The organism is Bradyrhizobium sp. USDA 4341, from assembly GCF_054063755.1.
Genome location: NZ_JBSSGO010000001.1, coordinates 165,924 through 181,740, shown reverse-complemented (window position 1 = coordinate 181,740; position 15,817 = coordinate 165,924). Strand labels below are relative to the sequence as shown.

The 15,817-nt window shown below is 60.9% G+C and carries 11 protein-coding genes and 1 pseudogene; 2 read left to right on the top strand and 10 right to left on the bottom strand.

The features are described 5' to 3' along the window. Window positions 1–19 precede the first annotated feature (19 nt). Complete coding sequence (locus tag ACVIGB_RS00865) at window positions 20–394, top strand: hypothetical protein (protein WP_456717537.1); 375 nt, start codon at window positions 20–22, stop codon at window positions 392–394. A 204-nt stretch (window positions 395–598) separates the two neighbouring features. Here ACVIGB_RS00865 and ACVIGB_RS00860 read toward each other — a convergent pair whose 3' ends face one another. The 10 genes and pseudogenes from ACVIGB_RS00860 to ACVIGB_RS00815 form a co-directional block, all read right to left on the bottom strand. Beyond that, entirely contained in the window at window positions 599–1,975 is a 1,377-nt protein-coding gene (locus tag ACVIGB_RS00860; RefSeq protein ID WP_456717538.1) for an NtaA/DmoA family FMN-dependent monooxygenase, read from the bottom strand. Beyond that, window positions 1,972–3,729, bottom strand: coding sequence for a dipeptide ABC transporter ATP-binding protein (locus tag ACVIGB_RS00855; protein ID WP_456717539.1), 1,758 nt, complete (start codon window positions 3,727–3,729; stop codon window positions 1,972–1,974). The genes ACVIGB_RS00860 and ACVIGB_RS00855 overlap by 4 nt, the downstream gene beginning before the upstream one ends. 39 nt (window positions 3,730–3,768) lie before the next feature. After that, window positions 3,769–4,668 carry an ABC transporter permease gene (locus ACVIGB_RS00850; RefSeq protein WP_456717540.1) on the bottom strand — a complete coding sequence of 300 codons (900 nt, stop codon included), beginning with the start codon at window positions 4,666–4,668 and terminating at the stop codon, window positions 3,769–3,771. Further along, a complete protein-coding gene (locus ACVIGB_RS00845; protein WP_456717541.1) occupies window positions 4,665–5,654 on the bottom strand; it encodes an ABC transporter permease in 990 nt (329 codons plus the stop codon). Before ACVIGB_RS00845 ends, ACVIGB_RS00850 begins: the two co-directional genes overlap by 4 nt. Further along, the gene (locus ACVIGB_RS00840; protein WP_456717542.1) at window positions 5,651–7,318 is read right to left on the bottom strand and encodes an ABC transporter substrate-binding protein; all 1,668 of its coding nucleotides are present in this window, start codon (window positions 7,316–7,318) and stop codon (window positions 5,651–5,653) included. The genes ACVIGB_RS00845 and ACVIGB_RS00840 overlap by 4 nt, the downstream gene beginning before the upstream one ends. 82 nt (window positions 7,319–7,400) lie before the next feature. After that, on the bottom strand, window positions 7,401–8,327 hold the full coding sequence (locus tag ACVIGB_RS00835; protein ID WP_456717543.1) for a TauD/TfdA dioxygenase family protein: 927 nt from the start codon (window positions 8,325–8,327) through the stop codon (window positions 7,401–7,403). Window positions 8,328–8,967: 640 nt separating this feature from the next. Next, a complete protein-coding gene (locus tag ACVIGB_RS00830; RefSeq protein WP_456717544.1) occupies window positions 8,968–9,384 on the bottom strand; it encodes a hypothetical protein in 417 nt (138 codons plus the stop codon). A gap of 334 nt (window positions 9,385–9,718) precedes the next feature. Further along, window positions 9,719–10,018, bottom strand: a pseudogene (locus ACVIGB_RS00825) (IS256 family transposase); the annotation flags it as partial. 1,112 nt (window positions 10,019–11,130) lie between these two features. Next, window positions 11,131–11,526 carry a helix-turn-helix domain-containing protein gene (locus ACVIGB_RS00820; protein WP_456717545.1) on the bottom strand — a complete coding sequence of 132 codons (396 nt, stop codon included), beginning with the start codon at window positions 11,524–11,526 and terminating at the stop codon, window positions 11,131–11,133. Window positions 11,527–12,715: 1,189 nt separating this feature from the next. Continuing rightward, a complete protein-coding gene (locus ACVIGB_RS00815; protein WP_456717546.1) occupies window positions 12,716–12,898 on the bottom strand; it encodes a hypothetical protein in 183 nt (60 codons plus the stop codon). Window positions 12,899–14,660: 1,762 nt separating this feature from the next. Here ACVIGB_RS00815 and ACVIGB_RS00810 point away from each other — a divergent pair. Beyond that, the gene (locus tag ACVIGB_RS00810) at window positions 14,661–15,152 is read left to right on the top strand and encodes an Lrp/AsnC family transcriptional regulator (RefSeq protein ID WP_456718246.1); all 492 of its coding nucleotides are present in this window, start codon (window positions 14,661–14,663) and stop codon (window positions 15,150–15,152) included. The last annotated feature ends 665 nt before the right edge of the window (window positions 15,153–15,817 follow it).

Genomic DNA, 15,817 nt, shown 5'->3' with positions numbered 1-15,817 from the left:
AAACCGTATCTCGGAGCCAATGAACCACGGCCACGAGTCGGCTGGCGAGCGCCTTTTTCAACAGCCTGCTCTCATATTTGCCGTGAAGACTCTAAACGAGCATGATCCTCCTGGCAAAGTGCTGGTCAGAACCGCGCCGAAAGCCGTCAACGACAAATCCGGTCCATGGACTCTGGTGAAGAGGGCGTACAAAAGCGGCGGCAGCATGATCGCCTCCTGCGCACGGAACTGCTTACTATCCTTGCGGTCGCACCGCTGGGTGCCGGGATTGACGCCGGTCGCGGCCGAGAAAGATCGTAGCCTGGCCGAGGCCCGGCAGTCCCGAAGCCTGAAGACCGACATTCGCAAGCATGAGGACTGTCTTCGACAGTCCGGCTTGGCACGGCGAGATTGAGCGGCGCTACGTGAGCCTTAAGTACGACATCCTAGAGGAGCTCGCGCGAGAAACGACGCTCATGCACTCTCTCAATGGATCGCCCACCTCGGCCTTCGCTCCCGCGATGCCGGATGCCTTGCCGGATTCGCCCATGATCTGGCGCAGCGGCCTCGTGTAGCGTTCGTACCCGCCGTCGACCGACGAGTTGACGCTCGCCGCGTCTCACTCAGCCGCCTGGCGAGACGTGAAGGCCCCGCGCCAGCGCGCGCTCGGGTGACGTTCGTCGAGCCGGTCGTACCCGAACAGCTTGCGACGCAAGGTCCCCGCCGCATATTCGCGCTTCGCCAGCCCGCGCCGCTGCAGTTCGGGGAGAAGATGCGCGTTGAACTCCAGATAGGAGCCCGGGATTGTCCAGTTGATCAGGTTGACGCCATCGATGCCGGCCCGCTGCCATTCGGTGAGCGCATCCGCAATCTGCTCTGGCGTCCCGACAAGCCGCGGGTGGCGCTGGGCGACGAGGCGGCCGAGATCGCCAACTGTCGGCTCGCGGCTGGGCTCGCGCTTGCGCAGCCATTCGATATGGCTGCGGCCCCCGTTGGTCTCGATGTCCTTGAGCAGCGTCTCCGGTGGATATGGCCGGCCATCATGCTGGGACACACCCAGATTGGAATGGGCGAGGAAACCATCGATGCTGAGGTAACTGTCGAGCTCGGCCTCCTTGCGCTTCGCCTCCTCCTCGGTGCCGCCGATGACGAAGGCAAAGCCCTGGAAGAACTTGATGTCGTCACGACGCCGTCCGGCGCGCTCGGCAAGGTCGCGCGTCTCCGCGATCAGTTCGGCGGCAGTCCGCGTGTTGGGCGTCGAAATGAACTGCGCCTCCGCGTTGCGCGCCGCGAACGCACGGCCTGCCGGCGACGATCCCGCCTGGAACAGCAGCGGCGTGCGCTGGGGCGAAGGCGACGGCAGATGCGGGCCTTCCACGCGGTAGCGCTTGCCGACATGGTTGATCCGGTGGATCAGGCTGGCATCGGAGAAGATGCCGCGCTTCCGATCTTTCAGCAGCGCTCCATCGTCCCATGAGCCTTCCCACAGCTTGAACACGACCTCCAGATATTCCTCTGCCCACTCATAGCGCTCGTCATGTGCGGTCAGACGATCGAGCCCGAAATTGCGGGCGGCGCTCTCCTGGGTCGAGGTAACAATGTTCCAGGCCACGCGGCCTTTGCTGATATGGTCGAGTGTCGAGACCCGGCGTGCGAATTCAAACGGGTGGGCCTGCAGGACCGAACTCGTGAAGGCGAGACCAAGGTGCTCGGTATTGACGGCGAGCGCGGAGAGCAGCACCGAAGGGTCGTTGGTCGGGATCTGGAGGCCTTCACGCGCGTTGACCGTGTAGTCTCCGCCCACCGGTCCATAGACCCCAACGACGTCGGCGAAGAAGATCGCGTCGAACAGCCCGTCTTCCAGTGTCTTGGCCAGATCGATCCAGAGGCTGACGTCCTCGAAATCCGCCTGCCGCGCATCAGGATGACGCCATAGCCCGTGCTGGATGTGCGAAACCGTGTTCATGACGAAAGCATTGAAATGCAGCGCACTCATGCGGAGCTCCTCTCGAGGCGACGGGACGAACGCCTGGCCGCCTCACCGCGCACGAGACGCGGGACGGCGGCGACCAGACACCTGGTGTAATCAGCGCGCGGGTTGAGGAATATCTCATCCGCCTCACCGCTTTCGACAATTTGGCCTCGATTCATCACGAGCACGCGGTCGCTGATGTGGTGCACGACACCGAGGTCATGCGAAATGAAGAGATAGCTGACGCCGAGCGTCGCCTTGAGATCGCCGAGCAGATCGAGGACCTGCGCCTGAATCGACACGTCGAGCGCCGACACCGGCTCGTCGCAGACGATCACGCGCGGCCGCGGCGCGACCGCGCGCGCAATCGCCAGCCGCTGGCGCTGGCCGCCGGATAGTTCGAGCGGGCGCCGGTGCGCGAGCCCGGCCGGTAACCCGACCAACCCAAATAGCTCGGCAATCCGGCCGCGCCGGTCAGGCTCGTCATCGGGAAGTGCGTCGTCCAGGATCTGCGTCACATTCCAGCGCGGATCGAACGAGCTCAGCGGATCCTGGTAGACGATCGAGATAGCCCGCCGGTTGGTGCGGCGTACTGCCTCGGGCGACGCGCTCCAGCTCTTGCCGAGCAACTCGACCGAGCCTTCGTCAGGCGTCTCCAGCGCCATCGCAAGGCGCGCCACGGTCGACTTGCCAGAACCGGATTCGCCGACAATCCCGAGCGTCTCGCCCCCGCGCAATTCGAAGGAGACACCATCGACGGCGGTATGCAGGGTTCCGTCCGGTCCCTTGAAGCGCTTCACCAGACCGCTAGCTCGCAGCAGGACATCGGGCCCCTGTCGGCCGGAGGCTCGTTGCGCCGCCTGGTCCACATGGCTAGGATTAAATCGCGGCGTCGACGACGGAGCGAGCCGACTGCCCCGTGAATGGGACGACGGAATGGCGTCGATCAGCCGGCGCGTATATTCGTGACGCGGATGCCCAAAGATCTGCGCCGCGGGACCTCGTTCGACCACCTCGCCGTCGCGCATGACCAGAACCTCGTCCGCCATACGTGAGACCACCGCAAGGTCGTGGCTGATCAGGATCAGCGCCTTGCCGCGGGCGCGTGTTTCCTCGAGCAGCGCCAGCACTTGCGCCTGGATGGTCACATCGAGCGCGGTTGTCGGCTCGTCAGCAATCAGGAGCCGTGGATCGAGCGAGAGCGCGGACGCGATCAGGGCGCGCTGACGTTGGCCGCCAGAGAGCTGCTGCGGCAATTGACGCGCTTTCAGTTCCGGATCCGGTACGCCCACAAGCTTGAGCAGATCGATGACGCGTCGCTCGCGCTCGACGCGCGAACGTACCTCGCCATGCAGGCGCAGGCCTTCGGCGATCTCCTCACCCACCGGGCGCAGCGGATCGAGCGACACCAGCGCATCCTGCAGCACGAAACCGATCTCCTTTCCCCTAAAGGCCCGCCACGCTCGGTCGCTCAGGCGGCCAAGTTCGCGGCCGGCAAAGGCCAGGCGATCGGCGTGCAGGATCGCGCCGGACCCTGGCAGGCCGACCAGACCGCGCGCGGTCACACTCTTCCCCGATCCGGACTCGCCGACGATGGCGAGACAACGTCCCTGCTCGAGTTTGAACGAAACACCCTTCACGGCCTCAACCTGATGCGGCCCGCGACCGAACGATACTTTGAGATTCTCGACCTCCAGCAGCGGGGCGGCGGCCGAACAAACGGAACCACCGGCCGGGACGAAGGCGGCCGGCACGCGGGCCTCAATCGTGTTCGTCATCGCACTCTCCACTCGGCGTTTCCAGCGCACGGATCGCGGTCACAGGGCCCTCGCCCGTCCCTCGAGCCGCTGCTGCAGATGGCGGCCGATCGCCGTGACCGACAGCGCGAAAGCGATGATCGCGAGTCCCGGCATGACTTCGAGCCACCAGGCGCGCGTCACATATTGACGGCCCGCATCGAGCAGCGCGCCCCATTCTGGCGACGGAGGCGCAACGCCGAGCCCGAGAAAAGCGAGGCTCGAGGCCCACACGATCGCCTGCCCGAGGCCGAGCGTGATCATCGCGACCAGCGGCCGCATGGCATTCGGAAAGATGTGCCGCCGCACGATGCGCCAGTAGGAGTGGCCAAGCGCACGCGCTGCTTCGACGTAGCCTGCGTGCTTCACGGTCAAGAACTGGCCGCGGATCATGCGTGCATAGCCGGGTGCGGTGCCGACGCCAACAGCAATGATGAGCGTCGTTGTCGTCGCCTCGAACACCGTGATCAGCAGCAGTCCGAGAAAAAGATTGGGAAAGGCGAAGAGCACTTCGAGGAAGCGGCTGATTGCGCCATCCACGGCACCGCCGGCGAGCCCTGCCGAGACGCCGAAGATCAGGGCGAGCGTCATACTGAGGGTCGTGGCGCCGACGCCAATCGCGAGTGACTGCCGTGTACCTTCGATCACGCGCGAATAGAGATCGCGCCCCGATTGGTCGGTGCCGAATAGATGACCGAAAGACGGCGGCTGCAACGTGGCGCCAAGATCGGTGCGGAACGGCGCATGCGTCTGAAGCAGGCTCGGCGCTAACGATGCGAGCACATAGAGGAAGATGATCGCGGCCGCCAGATAGACGCTGACAGGCACGCTGCGGGCGAACACGGCGACGCTGCCAATGCTACGCCAAAGCTGGGAAGGCAGGAAAGCGCGATCGGAGATCAAATCACTCGTGCTGGTCATGTCGCCTTCAGCCGCGGATCGATGATGGGATAGGCGAGATCGACGAGCTGATTGGCGAGGATGTACATGCCGGCCGACGCGACGATGATCCCGGTGACGAGCGGCACATCCCGGGCGGAGGTGGCCGACACCAATAGTCCACCCAGACCTGACCTCGCAAACACGGTCTCGATCACCGCCGCTCCCGAGAACAGTGCGCCGAGCGCCCAGCCCGACAAAGTAATGCCCGGCAGAACAGCATGGCGCAGCACGTGAAACAATCTGACGCCGAGATCGCTCATGCCGCGCATTCTGGCCGAGGTCACGAATGGTTGGTCGAGCACACGCGAAAACTCCTCCCGGATGATCTGTCCGGTGAAGCCGGAAAGCGGGATCGCGAGTGCAAGCGCCGGCAACACGAGGCCTACCGGTCCGGTGCCGCTCTCGACCGGGAGTAGCCGCAGCTTCAGGGCAAACACCACAAGCAGGATCGTGCCGATCCAATAGGGAGGCGACACGGCGGCCGCGACCTGAAAGGACGCAACTGCGCGCGAGAACGGATCGCGCCGGCCGGCGGTCGGTACCGTCAGAAGGATTGCGATCATCCAGGCCAGGGCAAGTGCCGACAGCGTGAGCTCGATCGTCGGTGGGACCTGCTCGATGATGATCGACAGGACCGGCCGATGCGTCTGATAGGACTCACCGAGATCGCCCTGCGCCAGGCCGGCGAGATAGCGAAGATATTGCACGGCTACTGGCGCATCGAAGCCATACTTCGCATTGACTTTCGCGAGCTCGGCCGCCGTCGGCTGGGTGAAGGTCCCCGCCGCCACGTTGAGAATAAGCTCAGCGCGGTCACCAGGCAGCAGCGCCTGAATGCAGAACGTGAAGCTCGCCACCGCCCAAAAGACGGCGATGGCGCCGATCAAGCGTCGCACCACTTGGCTTAATTTGCTCCACCCGGCGCTACCGATGCTCGCCCGGCGTCCGTGGAAGGTCGCGCTCATTTCTCGAAATACGCATCATAGAACACGGGCTCGCTGACCGGGCTCGAAATCCAGACGTCCTTCAGCTTCGGTTGGCTCGCGATCGACACTGTCAGCGGAAACAGCCCTACCACCGCGGCATTGTCGACGATGATGCGTTGGGCAGCCTCGTAAAGCGGGAGGCGCGCTTTGTCATCAAAGGTCCGATCGGCCTCCTCGACCAGCTTCCACAGGTCCGGGGGCTGGAAGCGCGACGCATTATTGGCGTTGATGACCCCATCCTGGTCCGGCCGCCAGGAGATCTTGAGGATCTCGGCCGAGGACGCCACCCAATAGGCCGGCTGCGCCTCGTAGTCGTCTATTCCCCGCCCTTTGCCGGCAAACCAGTCGGCCTGCGGGATTGGCTTCAGCACGACATCAAAGCCGGCAGCTCGTGCCTGATCCTGCAGGATCTGCAGCACCACAATCCCGTCGCTCGAGATCAGCGAGCCGCCGGCATAGAGCAAACGCACCGTCAGCCGTTTGCCGTTCTTGGTGCGGATACCGTCGCGGGTGCGCTCCGTCCAGCCGGCTTCGTCGAGCAGGCGATTGGCGGTCTCTGGGTCATACGAATAGGAGCCCTCGAGGTCCTTGAGATGCTCCGGCGTACTGATGCTGAGCGCGCCGTTGCCGTTGAACGGAATCGAGCCCTGAAAGGCCACATCGACCGCCTTGCGACGCTCCGAGACGTAGGCAAAGGCGCGCCGCACGCGCACATCGTCGAAGGGCGGACGCGCGGTATTGAGCTGGAGCCGCGTCGGCGTACCGCCGGTAATGTCCTGGATCACGTTGAAGCGCTTCTTGGCATCATCCCAATCAACCGCCGGAACGTCGTAAATTGCGTCGGATTCGCCGCTGACCAGCGAACCATAGCGGACGGTGTTGTCCTTCAGGAATTTCCAGACGATGCCGTCGACATAAGCCGGCCCCTGATGCTTCGCTGTGGCGGGCGCGGAATTGTAGTTCGGATTGCGCTTGAGGATCACGTTCTGGCCGTGGTTCCAAGCCTCGACATAGAACGGGCCCGAACCGACCGGCTTTTCACACAACTCCTGCGGCCCGCGCTCCAGCGCGGTGGGTGACAAGATGCCGAAGAAGTAGGTCGACAGCACCGTCAGGAACGGCTGATACGGCCGGCTGAGTTCGATCTTCAATGTGAGAGGCTCTGGCGCGGTGACGGCGCGGATATACTCGCCGATATAGAGCTTGCCGTTGCGGTTGACTTTGTCCGGATCATTTGAGAGCCACCGCTCGAAATTGTAAACGACCGCCCTTGCGTCAAGAACGGTGCCGTCATGAAAAGTCACACCGGGCTTGATCTTGAAGACATAGGTGAGATTGTCCTCAGAGATCGCCCAATCCGTCGCGAGCCACGGCACGATACGACCATCGTGGGTGCGCGCCACCAGATTATCGGCATATTGGCGCTGGATGTAGCCGGCCTGCACCCAGCCGGCATAAAGACAGCCCGGCTCCTGATAATGACCGTAGCGGATGATGCCGCCGCGCTTGTCGTATTCGGCTGTGTGCGCCGGCGCGGTCGCGCCGCAGAGGACGGCGGCGAAACCCGCCCCGAGGCCGACGGTCCGTATGCGCTGCATCCGCACGCCGACTGACGTCGCAGGGTTGTAAGCTAACGAATTCATTGAAACAGCGCTCCGGAAACTTGGAAATCGACCGACGCGCGACTGCGCTCGCAGTGCGCGCTGCAGCTCTCACGGCCGTCGGCTAGAACACGCCGTCATATTCCAGCGTGACGCGATGAATGCGACGGGGAGCCGTGCCATAGTCACGAACCGCGTAATGCTGGACCTGCCTGTTGTCCCAGATGGCGACGTCGCCCTCCTGCCACTCGAAACGGGCCTGCAGTTCGGGCGTCTTGATCAGGTCGTAGAGGTAGTTCAGCAGGCTCTGGCTCGCGGTCTTGGACACTCCGAGCAGATGGCTGGTGTGCGCCTCGTTGACGAAGATCAGCTTGCGACCGGTTTCCGGATGCGTCTTGACGACGGGAACCTCGATCGGCGGAAACTTTACGCTGGCCTCATTGACGCGCGCCCGCCCTTCTTCGGCCGTCTCGTGGCCACCTGCCGCATAGCCCGAGAGAAGATCCGACAGAGCAGCCTTCTTCGGCGAGGCCAGGAAGGTGTTGACCGCTGTCAGTTTCTCGAAATATCGGGCAAGATCGGGATCAAGCAGATCATAGGCCGCGGACGAAGAGGCCCAGATCGTATCTCCGCCGCCGCCGGCAGGAACCTGTTTGATGTGCAGCACCGTCGCCTTGGGCGGTTCGCGCTGCCAGGAGACATCGACGTGCCAATTGTCGGTCCCGCCCGATTTCGTGTGCTCATCGTGGGCGATGACCTCGACCTCAGGAAATTCATTCACCGAGGGCAGATAGACGTTCTTGCGGACGGGCTTACCGAAGATGCGGGCGAGTCCGACATGCTGCGCTGAGCTCAGCGCCTGATTGCGGATAAAGATCACGCCATGCTCGATCAATGCACGGTTCAGATCCTGCTTGTTGCGATCGCTGAGTGACTGCGTCAGATCGACATTCTCGATCACAGCTCCGATCAGCGGCTTGTAACGGCGGACGCTGAGATTCTGATGTGACCTTGTTGGTTCCGCAACCGATGTCTCCAGTGCAACACCCATCTCACCGTCCTTCCAAAACTTTGGAGCGTCAGCAAAATGGTCGAACCGTGTGCACGCCAAGTCAAGCGCGCCCGAAAAATAAGAAAACTCACATCGCGAACCGCTCATGAGCACTTGATCCATAGTTTGCGTCGCGAAGGGCGCAAACATTTTGTCCTATGGACGATTCGCTACGTGCGCCGCTGCTGCGCCGATGCGACGATTTCGGAAGGTGGTGTCAAGTCCGGCGAGGATTCTGCTGTCATGCACGGCCAACGATGGGGTGCTTGCACTGGAACTCAGGAGCCACAGCCAAGCTCACAATAATTGGTTTCGTAAGAAGGTGCGCCAGGCGCTGGGAGCTGCCGGTCTAATCTCCACGATTCCGAGGTCGGGGCGCATTTCGTACAACGTTGGGCGCGTCGCTTCAAAAAGCGACGGAGCATGGGTGGTGACACTCGTCTGGTCGCGCTTGGCGTTGTCCGATCGCGACTGCAGTTTCAGCTACGTAGAAGCCGAGGACCCATGCAGCGGTTCATGTCTATGAACAGATTGGCCTATGCCGCGCGGCGCCTGCTCGAGTCTTCTCATAGTGGCCGGCCAAGGCGTGTCGCTGCCGCGCGAGTTGATCATCCCGCGCACACTTGCACCGAGATTTCCTTCATCGTCTCCGCCGCGCGATCTCGTCAGCGACTACGCTCGTGGCGCGCAGCAGCCGTTCATGCAAAGTCTCGAACATGTCGAGAACCTCATCATTGGGTTCATTCTTGTCCAGTTCGATAGCCTCGGCGACGAGTTCGTCGAGGGGCCTCTTCTTCAACTGCCCTTCCCGGAGGAGGTGTTCAAATAGCTCCTCGCTAGCGGGCTGCGGCTGGATGCAGCCGTCCGAGTCGCACCAGACCTCGAACGCCTGATGTTCCATAACGGCTTGCTCGACCAACTCCGCCTCCAATTGGATTGTACCCCACGCCACGCCGTCCTCATCGACGAATCCCGCCACGTACATGTGTTGCTCCTCAGCGCCTTCATCGCGAGGGCGGAAGAACGGCGTGAGGACGATTCCAGGGGGCTTTGCCATAATAATCTCTCCATGCGACTCACCAGTTGCATCGGTACATGGCAACATGAGGGCCTGCGCCGAGCACCGCTGGATCATGCGAAAACTGTACACTGTACGATCTGCTGTCGGCGTCCCTCGAATTAACAGTTCGTTCTCTCATTCATCGCTCTGGCAGATAGATTATTGTGCCCCGCGGATCGCTTGGGCAACCTCTGTCAATCTCCTCGTCTGCCCCCAATCGACAACGACTTTGGCCGCCTGAGTGATCCAACCGATGTTGCGGACCAAGATCGAACGCGCAATATTCGGCAGCCGCATGCGCTCTGCATGAATCCCATCGTCCGGCGGCGTCCAGTCGGGCGCGCGGCACTGCGATCTCGACCGGCCCGAAGGTCCCGGTCCGCGTCCGCTTCTGACTGCCGTGGCGGTGGCCTCCAACACCCGCTCGCCCTTCATCGCAAGCCACCTGGCTTCGCCCGTAACGCGGCCGGGCCAGCACGGCGTCGAGCTCGCCGCGGATCAGCTCTTCGATGAACCCGCGCGCCCGAGCCCGCAGCTCGGTCTCGAGCGGATCAAACCAGCTGTCGAAAAGATCAACAGCCATCTCGGCTGCAGGCTGCGCAGAATCGGGCTTCGTGGTAATGCTCGTCATGGCGTGGTCTCCAGTCCGACGCGCTAACGTCGGATGGATCACCCCGGAGACTACGGCACCCTCATTTCCAACCAACTCCGCGACGGCACCTCCCGTCCGGTTGAACCTTCTGATCCCGCCGGTCATGCCCGCGGCTCATGCTGGTTACGACTATGCGCCGATGCTGACTCCGAGTAGGGCGCCGGAGCCACCCGTCCGCCCCCTCCCACTCACTGAAATAGCCCCCGTTCGTCGTAAGCGCTCAGTCACCTCTACTATATCTTTTGGGATCCCAAATGGGACGGGCGGAAAATGCGTTCCGTTGCTATGTGGCCGCGCGGAAGATGGGGCCCTGTCTGCTCGGATACGAGCTTTGGGCGTACGAGCGCAGCCAACACTTCAGATTGTCATCATTGAACGCGACGGTGCTGGTTTTGGGTGGACGGCGCTTTATCGGAAGCACGCGGCTACGATCGATCTGCCGACTAGGTGGGTCTATTAGAGCAGGCGATGTTCACTCCGAGCATTGCATAGGAGTAATCGAGATGTTCGAATTGATTGGAATCGTGTCTGTTGGAGCCGTTGCCGTTGTGCTCGCAGCAATCGTCAGAGATTCGCTACCGAAAGCGAATGGCCGATGTCGCGGTGCGTTCCGTCGAGCGTAAGCATGTCTGAGATTCCGCGTGCGCCGGGATCGGCGGCCGTCGCTTCTGTCGCTCGGAGCGTGAATAACTGGCCTTGACGATTCTCCAGACTGGGACCAGATCTCGGAGCTCGAAAGGAAGAACGGCGGCACGGCCGGAGCCATATCCGGCCGACGCGTCCTCCCGAAGGCTTGGGATCGGTCGAAACAGCAATCGCTAAGAGCTCGCGGGCCGCAGGACCACTCGAGGATTAGCTGGCCGTGACGCAGTGCGCCAGCAAGACAGACTAAATGGAGTTCGCGAGGATCCAAGAAATGCCCAAAACCATCTCTGGTCGCTTGGATGGCTTTTCTCTCAAGGCGCGCGATCGAACGAGCCAAGTTTGTCCTGAGTATGAGCCGCGAGCAAGGCGGCGGACCGGCTACTGACCGGTCCGCTCGAATTTGTCGATCGCGTTCGTGAAACTGCGATCGGACTGCCGCGGCCCGCTCAGTCTTCGTTGGCGGCGATCGATTCCATCAGCGACACCAGCTGGCGCTGGACGGTCTGGTCCTTGATTTTGCTGTAGGCACGCAGCAACCGCAGGCTGAAGGCGCTGTCGAGGAACAGGAGGCTGTCGACTTCGCGGGCCTTGTTGTCAGCGTCGTAGAAGAAGGTAACGGGCACATCGAGCGCGTTCGCGATCTGCTGAAGACGGGAGGCGCCGACGCGATTGACGCCCTTCTCGTACTTCTGGACCTGCTGGAAGCTGACGCCGAGCTTGTCGCCGAGTTCGGCCTGGGAGATCTTCTGCTCCACTCGCCGCAGGCGAATTCGCTGGCCCAACTCAATGTCGCGCCTGCCAGCACTGCGCTGTTTCATCTTCTTTGCTGCTGATCTGTTCATTCTGATGACTTGTCCTTCAATCGGGAAGCCCTGGCCGGATAGGTCAGGGGTTTGTCCATGAGTACCGCGTTAAATTCCGTGTGGATCGTCAGGTTGGTCGTGAGAGCCACGGTAATCCAAGAAGATCGAGGAGATGCTATCCAAACGCATGTACGCTGGAAGCGCCCCAAACGCCGGCGCGGCCGACTACCTAACGTCGAGCGAGCCACGGTGCCTCTCAACGACCGCACCTCTATATTTGGCAAAATATCGACCGAACCACAACCACCACGAGTTTGGATCGTCAAAGATTTGGCGCGCATGTCCCGTCGCATGTCGGGCACTGTTGAGCACCCGGCGGGCCTTATCACGATCGAGATCGCCCTCCCAAGCCCTCGACCACGACAACGGACGCAGTCTGCCGATCAGGCGTCGAGCGTGCAGCAGTCCGACCTCGGCGCAATGAAAAATAGTCCGACTGTCGAATGACGGCCGGACTTCTAGTTGCGGGAGTGCTCTGGCCGAAAACAAGACATTGAACATCTGCCGTCGCGAGGCGAAGGCGATGGCAGATCTAAAGGGCAACACTAACTTTAGCAGACCCGCGGGGCTATGAAAGCAATCGATTCGTCCGCAGCGTACAGGGCTGGTCCTCTGTTCGATCACTGCGATAATATTGCGGCAGCTTTGTACGGCACAGACGAAATCTGCTCGCTCTGAATGCAAGTGCAAATCAGTGTTAAAAGCTGTGTCCGACTAAGAAAGGTACACTTCGTACGTTGAGTAGCGCACTGGCCATCAGCTGAACCAAACGGGCGCATGGCGTTAAGAGAATGGTAGATGAATACTGCTGGTTGCCGAACGTCCGGTGCCCGTATTCATGCGCCGACAGAGAGCGAACCATGAAGGCGTGATATTCAATGTCCTGGAAGAAGTCGTCATCCAACACTTCAGCCAGGATGTCTGGGAAACTCTGGTCGACAAGACTGGCATGGGTGCGGTGCCGAGCACCGTACGCCCCTAGCACACCCTGTAAATCGTCTAAGGAGCATGCGTGCAATCCTACACGACGCCGAACCCTGTATTGACCGCGTAACGAAACGTCCGCCAAATAGCCGTTGAAGACGAGACGCAGTTGTCGAGAGGTCGACACCCTATTGTTCGCATACTCGCTAGCTTCCGTCTGGCGCCCAGGGGGTCTGACGGCCGCCTACTTCGAAGATTTCAAGTCAGTCGGACAAGCCCAGCTATCGACGTTGAATGCAGTCCTGAGCCGACGCAGTTTGCGGTTAAGCTGCTCGCGCTCCGGCTCGTGCAGCGTTTCCACGATTTGAGCCTCGATGCGCGCCAGTTCGACGGCAATCAATTCTTTGAAGGGGCGCGCTCTCGTCATGTCGGTGGCAGTATGCTTGGATGCATTGGCAAGTTGTAGCTGATTGGGGCGGACGGGCCGCCTCTACCGCGTTGCACGAGTCACCCCTTTTACCACGAATCTACCGCGTGCAAATTCTACTGTGGCTTCGTCACCAAACAGCAGCCCGGCGATTGCTCGCGCAGTTTGTCCCCCGGCGTTGCCTGCACCTCGCGTCAAGATGTCGTCGGTCATAGAACTCTCCCTAGCCAACAAAGCGACGCGTCCACGCATTTCATCACAAAACGTTGGCGAGATGGCAAGGCCTCGGACGGCTGTGCTCCCATTGGGACGCCCGCTCCGCAGCGGCGACTACGCCGCCGCTCGCATGGTTAGGTTGACGGATTGCGTTCGTTCCCGGCGTGTACCTTTTGTACAGAACGGGCGCAATGCGTATGTGCTTTGCAAGCGCGCTCCAATCGTGTCACGTCGGTAGGTTTCGCGCTTCCTCGAACTCGAATAGTGCGATCCGTACCATTTCGAGCTGAGCGACCGGGAGATTTGGAAGCTGAAAGCGATTTGCGAGATCGGCTGGGTGTGTTGGTTGGGAAACTGCCGCGTGAGCGGCGGCGATCAGGAGGGGCTTCCGAATATTTGGTGAAGGCGCGGGATTAACGCACCTCCCTAGCTTCCGCTCGCTGATTTCCCTGAGCTATCGATTGTCCAGCTCCTTCCCCAGTCCGACGAGGTGGTGCTCATCGCTCGGCCTATGTCAGCGCTCTCGCTCAGCCCGTTGCGTGCCCGAAGTGTGTCACGTCCACAGCCACTACGTGCGACGCTTAGCCAATCCTCGAAATCCGTCTTCAGGCGCGACGGTTTCGATGTGCGAATCCGCAATGCCAGCGTCGGATATTCACCAAGCGGCTACCGGCTACGGTACGGTCGAAAGCAAGACGCACAACCCGCCTTGGCGAAAGCCAATTGGCGATCGACTTTTGCGGTCGGCGGAGCCCGGCTTGCGCCTCGCGCGCAAACTGGCCATGCCGGTCAACGGCGACACCGTGCTCCCTTTGCCGGACTTCGCTGCCCGACCATCGTCGGCATCGACGATTGGGCTTGGCGTCGTGGCCGGCGCTATGGAACGACGGCGCTGGCCGAAGTAGTGCTGGCCGGGGAACCAAGATCGTCGCCTGCGATCGTGCGGGACTTTATGCTGATGGCGCACGCTGCGGCGCACCCAACGCGATCTAGGAGCGGACCGCGGCCACATACCCGACAGGTGACCGTCGCCGTGCAGATCATGGCGTCCGCGCACGAAGTCCAGTTCCGCGCCGCCGCCCGGCGTTTGCACAAGTGCTGGGTGGATCGAAAGGCTGCGCGCCGCGAACGCTTATCGCTAGACCTGGAACCAGTTCGAACTGGAAGCAGAAATGCGGTTCGAATAGCCGCGACCGCCTCAAGGTTCGTAGCCATAGCTCCGACACTGGGCGGCGGCGATCAAGGTGGGACTCATGGAACCGCCAAAGTTCGAGAATTCCGAACGACTGCGACGAGGCTCGAACTATTTCGCGGTGCAAAGTCCATCACTAGGGACCAGTTCGAGCTGGAACAGAAAAATGCGGTGCAGCGGCCCGAAGGTTGGGGCGTGGTGATGAAGAGCCACGCGCGCGGCCAGTAGTTTCCCCGCTTGACACGCTGAATGCTACGCGGGAAATTTCTTCATATTTTTCATGCCCTTGGACAATTTCCTTCGCGCGACGCAGGGAAATTGGCGGTGAAATTCACCTCAAGGCTGGAGGGGATTATGCAATACGATCGAACAGACGCCCGCATCCTCAAGATCGTGCAACAGAACAACCGTCTAACTTCCGAGGTGATCGGCGAAATGGCGGGGCTTTCTGCCACCGCGTGTCAACGGCGACTAAAGAGGCTCCGTTCGGAAGGCATCATCGAGGCGGATGTCTCGATCGTTTCGCCGAAGGCGGTAGGAAGACCTATCCAAATGCTTGTGCTTGTTACATTGGAGCGGGAGCGTTCGGATATCATCGATAGGTTCAAGAAGGACATCAAATCGTCCGATGATGTCGTCAACGGTTTCTATGTTACTGGCGATGCTGACTTTATCCTGTACGTTACCGCACGAACCATGGAAGATTATGAGCAGTTCACTAGGTGCTTCTTCTATAAGAACCCGGACATCAAATGCTTCAAGACGATGGTCGTATTGGATCGGGTAAAATCTGGCTTTGCCGTTCCTGTTGAGACGCCTCCCAGCGATAGATTAAGCAATCTTTGATTCGGTGTCTCCAATCCACCGGGTCCACGATGTTGGTGTACGGACGGAGGCTTCAGCTCGGCGTGACGACGGCGCGCGCGGGAACATTTGTACGAAACGTTCGAATCTGAAGCCGAGATGACACACTTCGATGTGTGACGCGATGTTCGTACCTCACGTACAGTCTTCGTCGGAGCATTCTTTGGCGACCAAGTTCTACATGGAACCCATGACGGATTCTCCACGAAGCACCGGCAATGCCAGACGAGCACAGCGAACTGGAGCGATGTAACCAAGAGAATGCGCGCCTGAAATGGTTGTGCAGCTATCCGAGTCGTAAAGCCCACGGAAGACCTGAACTCCCGTGAGTCTATGGCGCCGCCCGACTTAAAGGGGGAGGCAATCTAATTGCACTAGATGATGTTAACGGCCCGCCCTCGTCTCTATGGAGACGAGGGCGGAGCCAGCCCCCTGCCGCTAAAATCGGTTACCATAGCTGAGAGGAGACGATGTGGCGCTGACCCTCCAGGCGAGTGCCAGCAGATGCATGCTCCATTCAGTTGAAAGACGTCGACGTAAAACGCTCTAACGCAGGATTTGCGCGTCAAAACAGCGTTGGCTGCATCAATTCAGATGAGCATATTGTTACAGTTACAATCAATTTTTCGTTAGGATGAGCGGGCGGG

Excerpts from the sequence above, each read along its gene's own strand:
- ACVIGB_RS00840 (WP_456717542.1), bottom strand. The coding sequence starts at position 7,318 with ATGAATTCGTTAGCTTACAACCCTGCGACGTCAGTCGGCGTGCGGATG.
- ACVIGB_RS00815 (WP_456717546.1), bottom strand. The coding sequence starts at position 12,898 with ATGACGAGAGCGCGCCCCTTCAAAGAATTGATTGCCGTCGAACTGGCG.
- ACVIGB_RS00865 (WP_456717537.1), top strand. The coding sequence starts at position 20 with ATGAACCACGGCCACGAGTCGGCTGGCGAGCGCCTTTTTCAACAGCCT.
- ACVIGB_RS00830 (WP_456717544.1), bottom strand. The coding sequence starts at position 9,384 with ATGGCAAAGCCCCCTGGAATCGTCCTCACGCCGTTCTTCCGCCCTCGC.
- ACVIGB_RS00810 (WP_456718246.1), top strand. The coding sequence starts at position 14,661 with ATGCAATACGATCGAACAGACGCCCGCATCCTCAAGATCGTGCAACAG.
- ACVIGB_RS00835 (WP_456717543.1), bottom strand. The coding sequence starts at position 8,327 with ATGGGTGTTGCACTGGAGACATCGGTTGCGGAACCAACAAGGTCACAT.
- ACVIGB_RS00860 (WP_456717538.1), bottom strand. The coding sequence starts at position 1,975 with ATGAGTGCGCTGCATTTCAATGCTTTCGTCATGAACACGGTTTCGCAC.
- ACVIGB_RS00850 (WP_456717540.1), bottom strand. The coding sequence starts at position 4,668 with ATGACCAGCACGAGTGATTTGATCTCCGATCGCGCTTTCCTGCCTTCC.
- ACVIGB_RS00855 (WP_456717539.1), bottom strand. The coding sequence starts at position 3,729 with ATGACGAACACGATTGAGGCCCGCGTGCCGGCCGCCTTCGTCCCGGCC.
- ACVIGB_RS00845 (WP_456717541.1), bottom strand. The coding sequence starts at position 5,654 with ATGAGCGCGACCTTCCACGGACGCCGGGCGAGCATCGGTAGCGCCGGG.
- ACVIGB_RS00820 (WP_456717545.1), bottom strand. The coding sequence starts at position 11,526 with ATGAACAGATCAGCAGCAAAGAAGATGAAACAGCGCAGTGCTGGCAGG.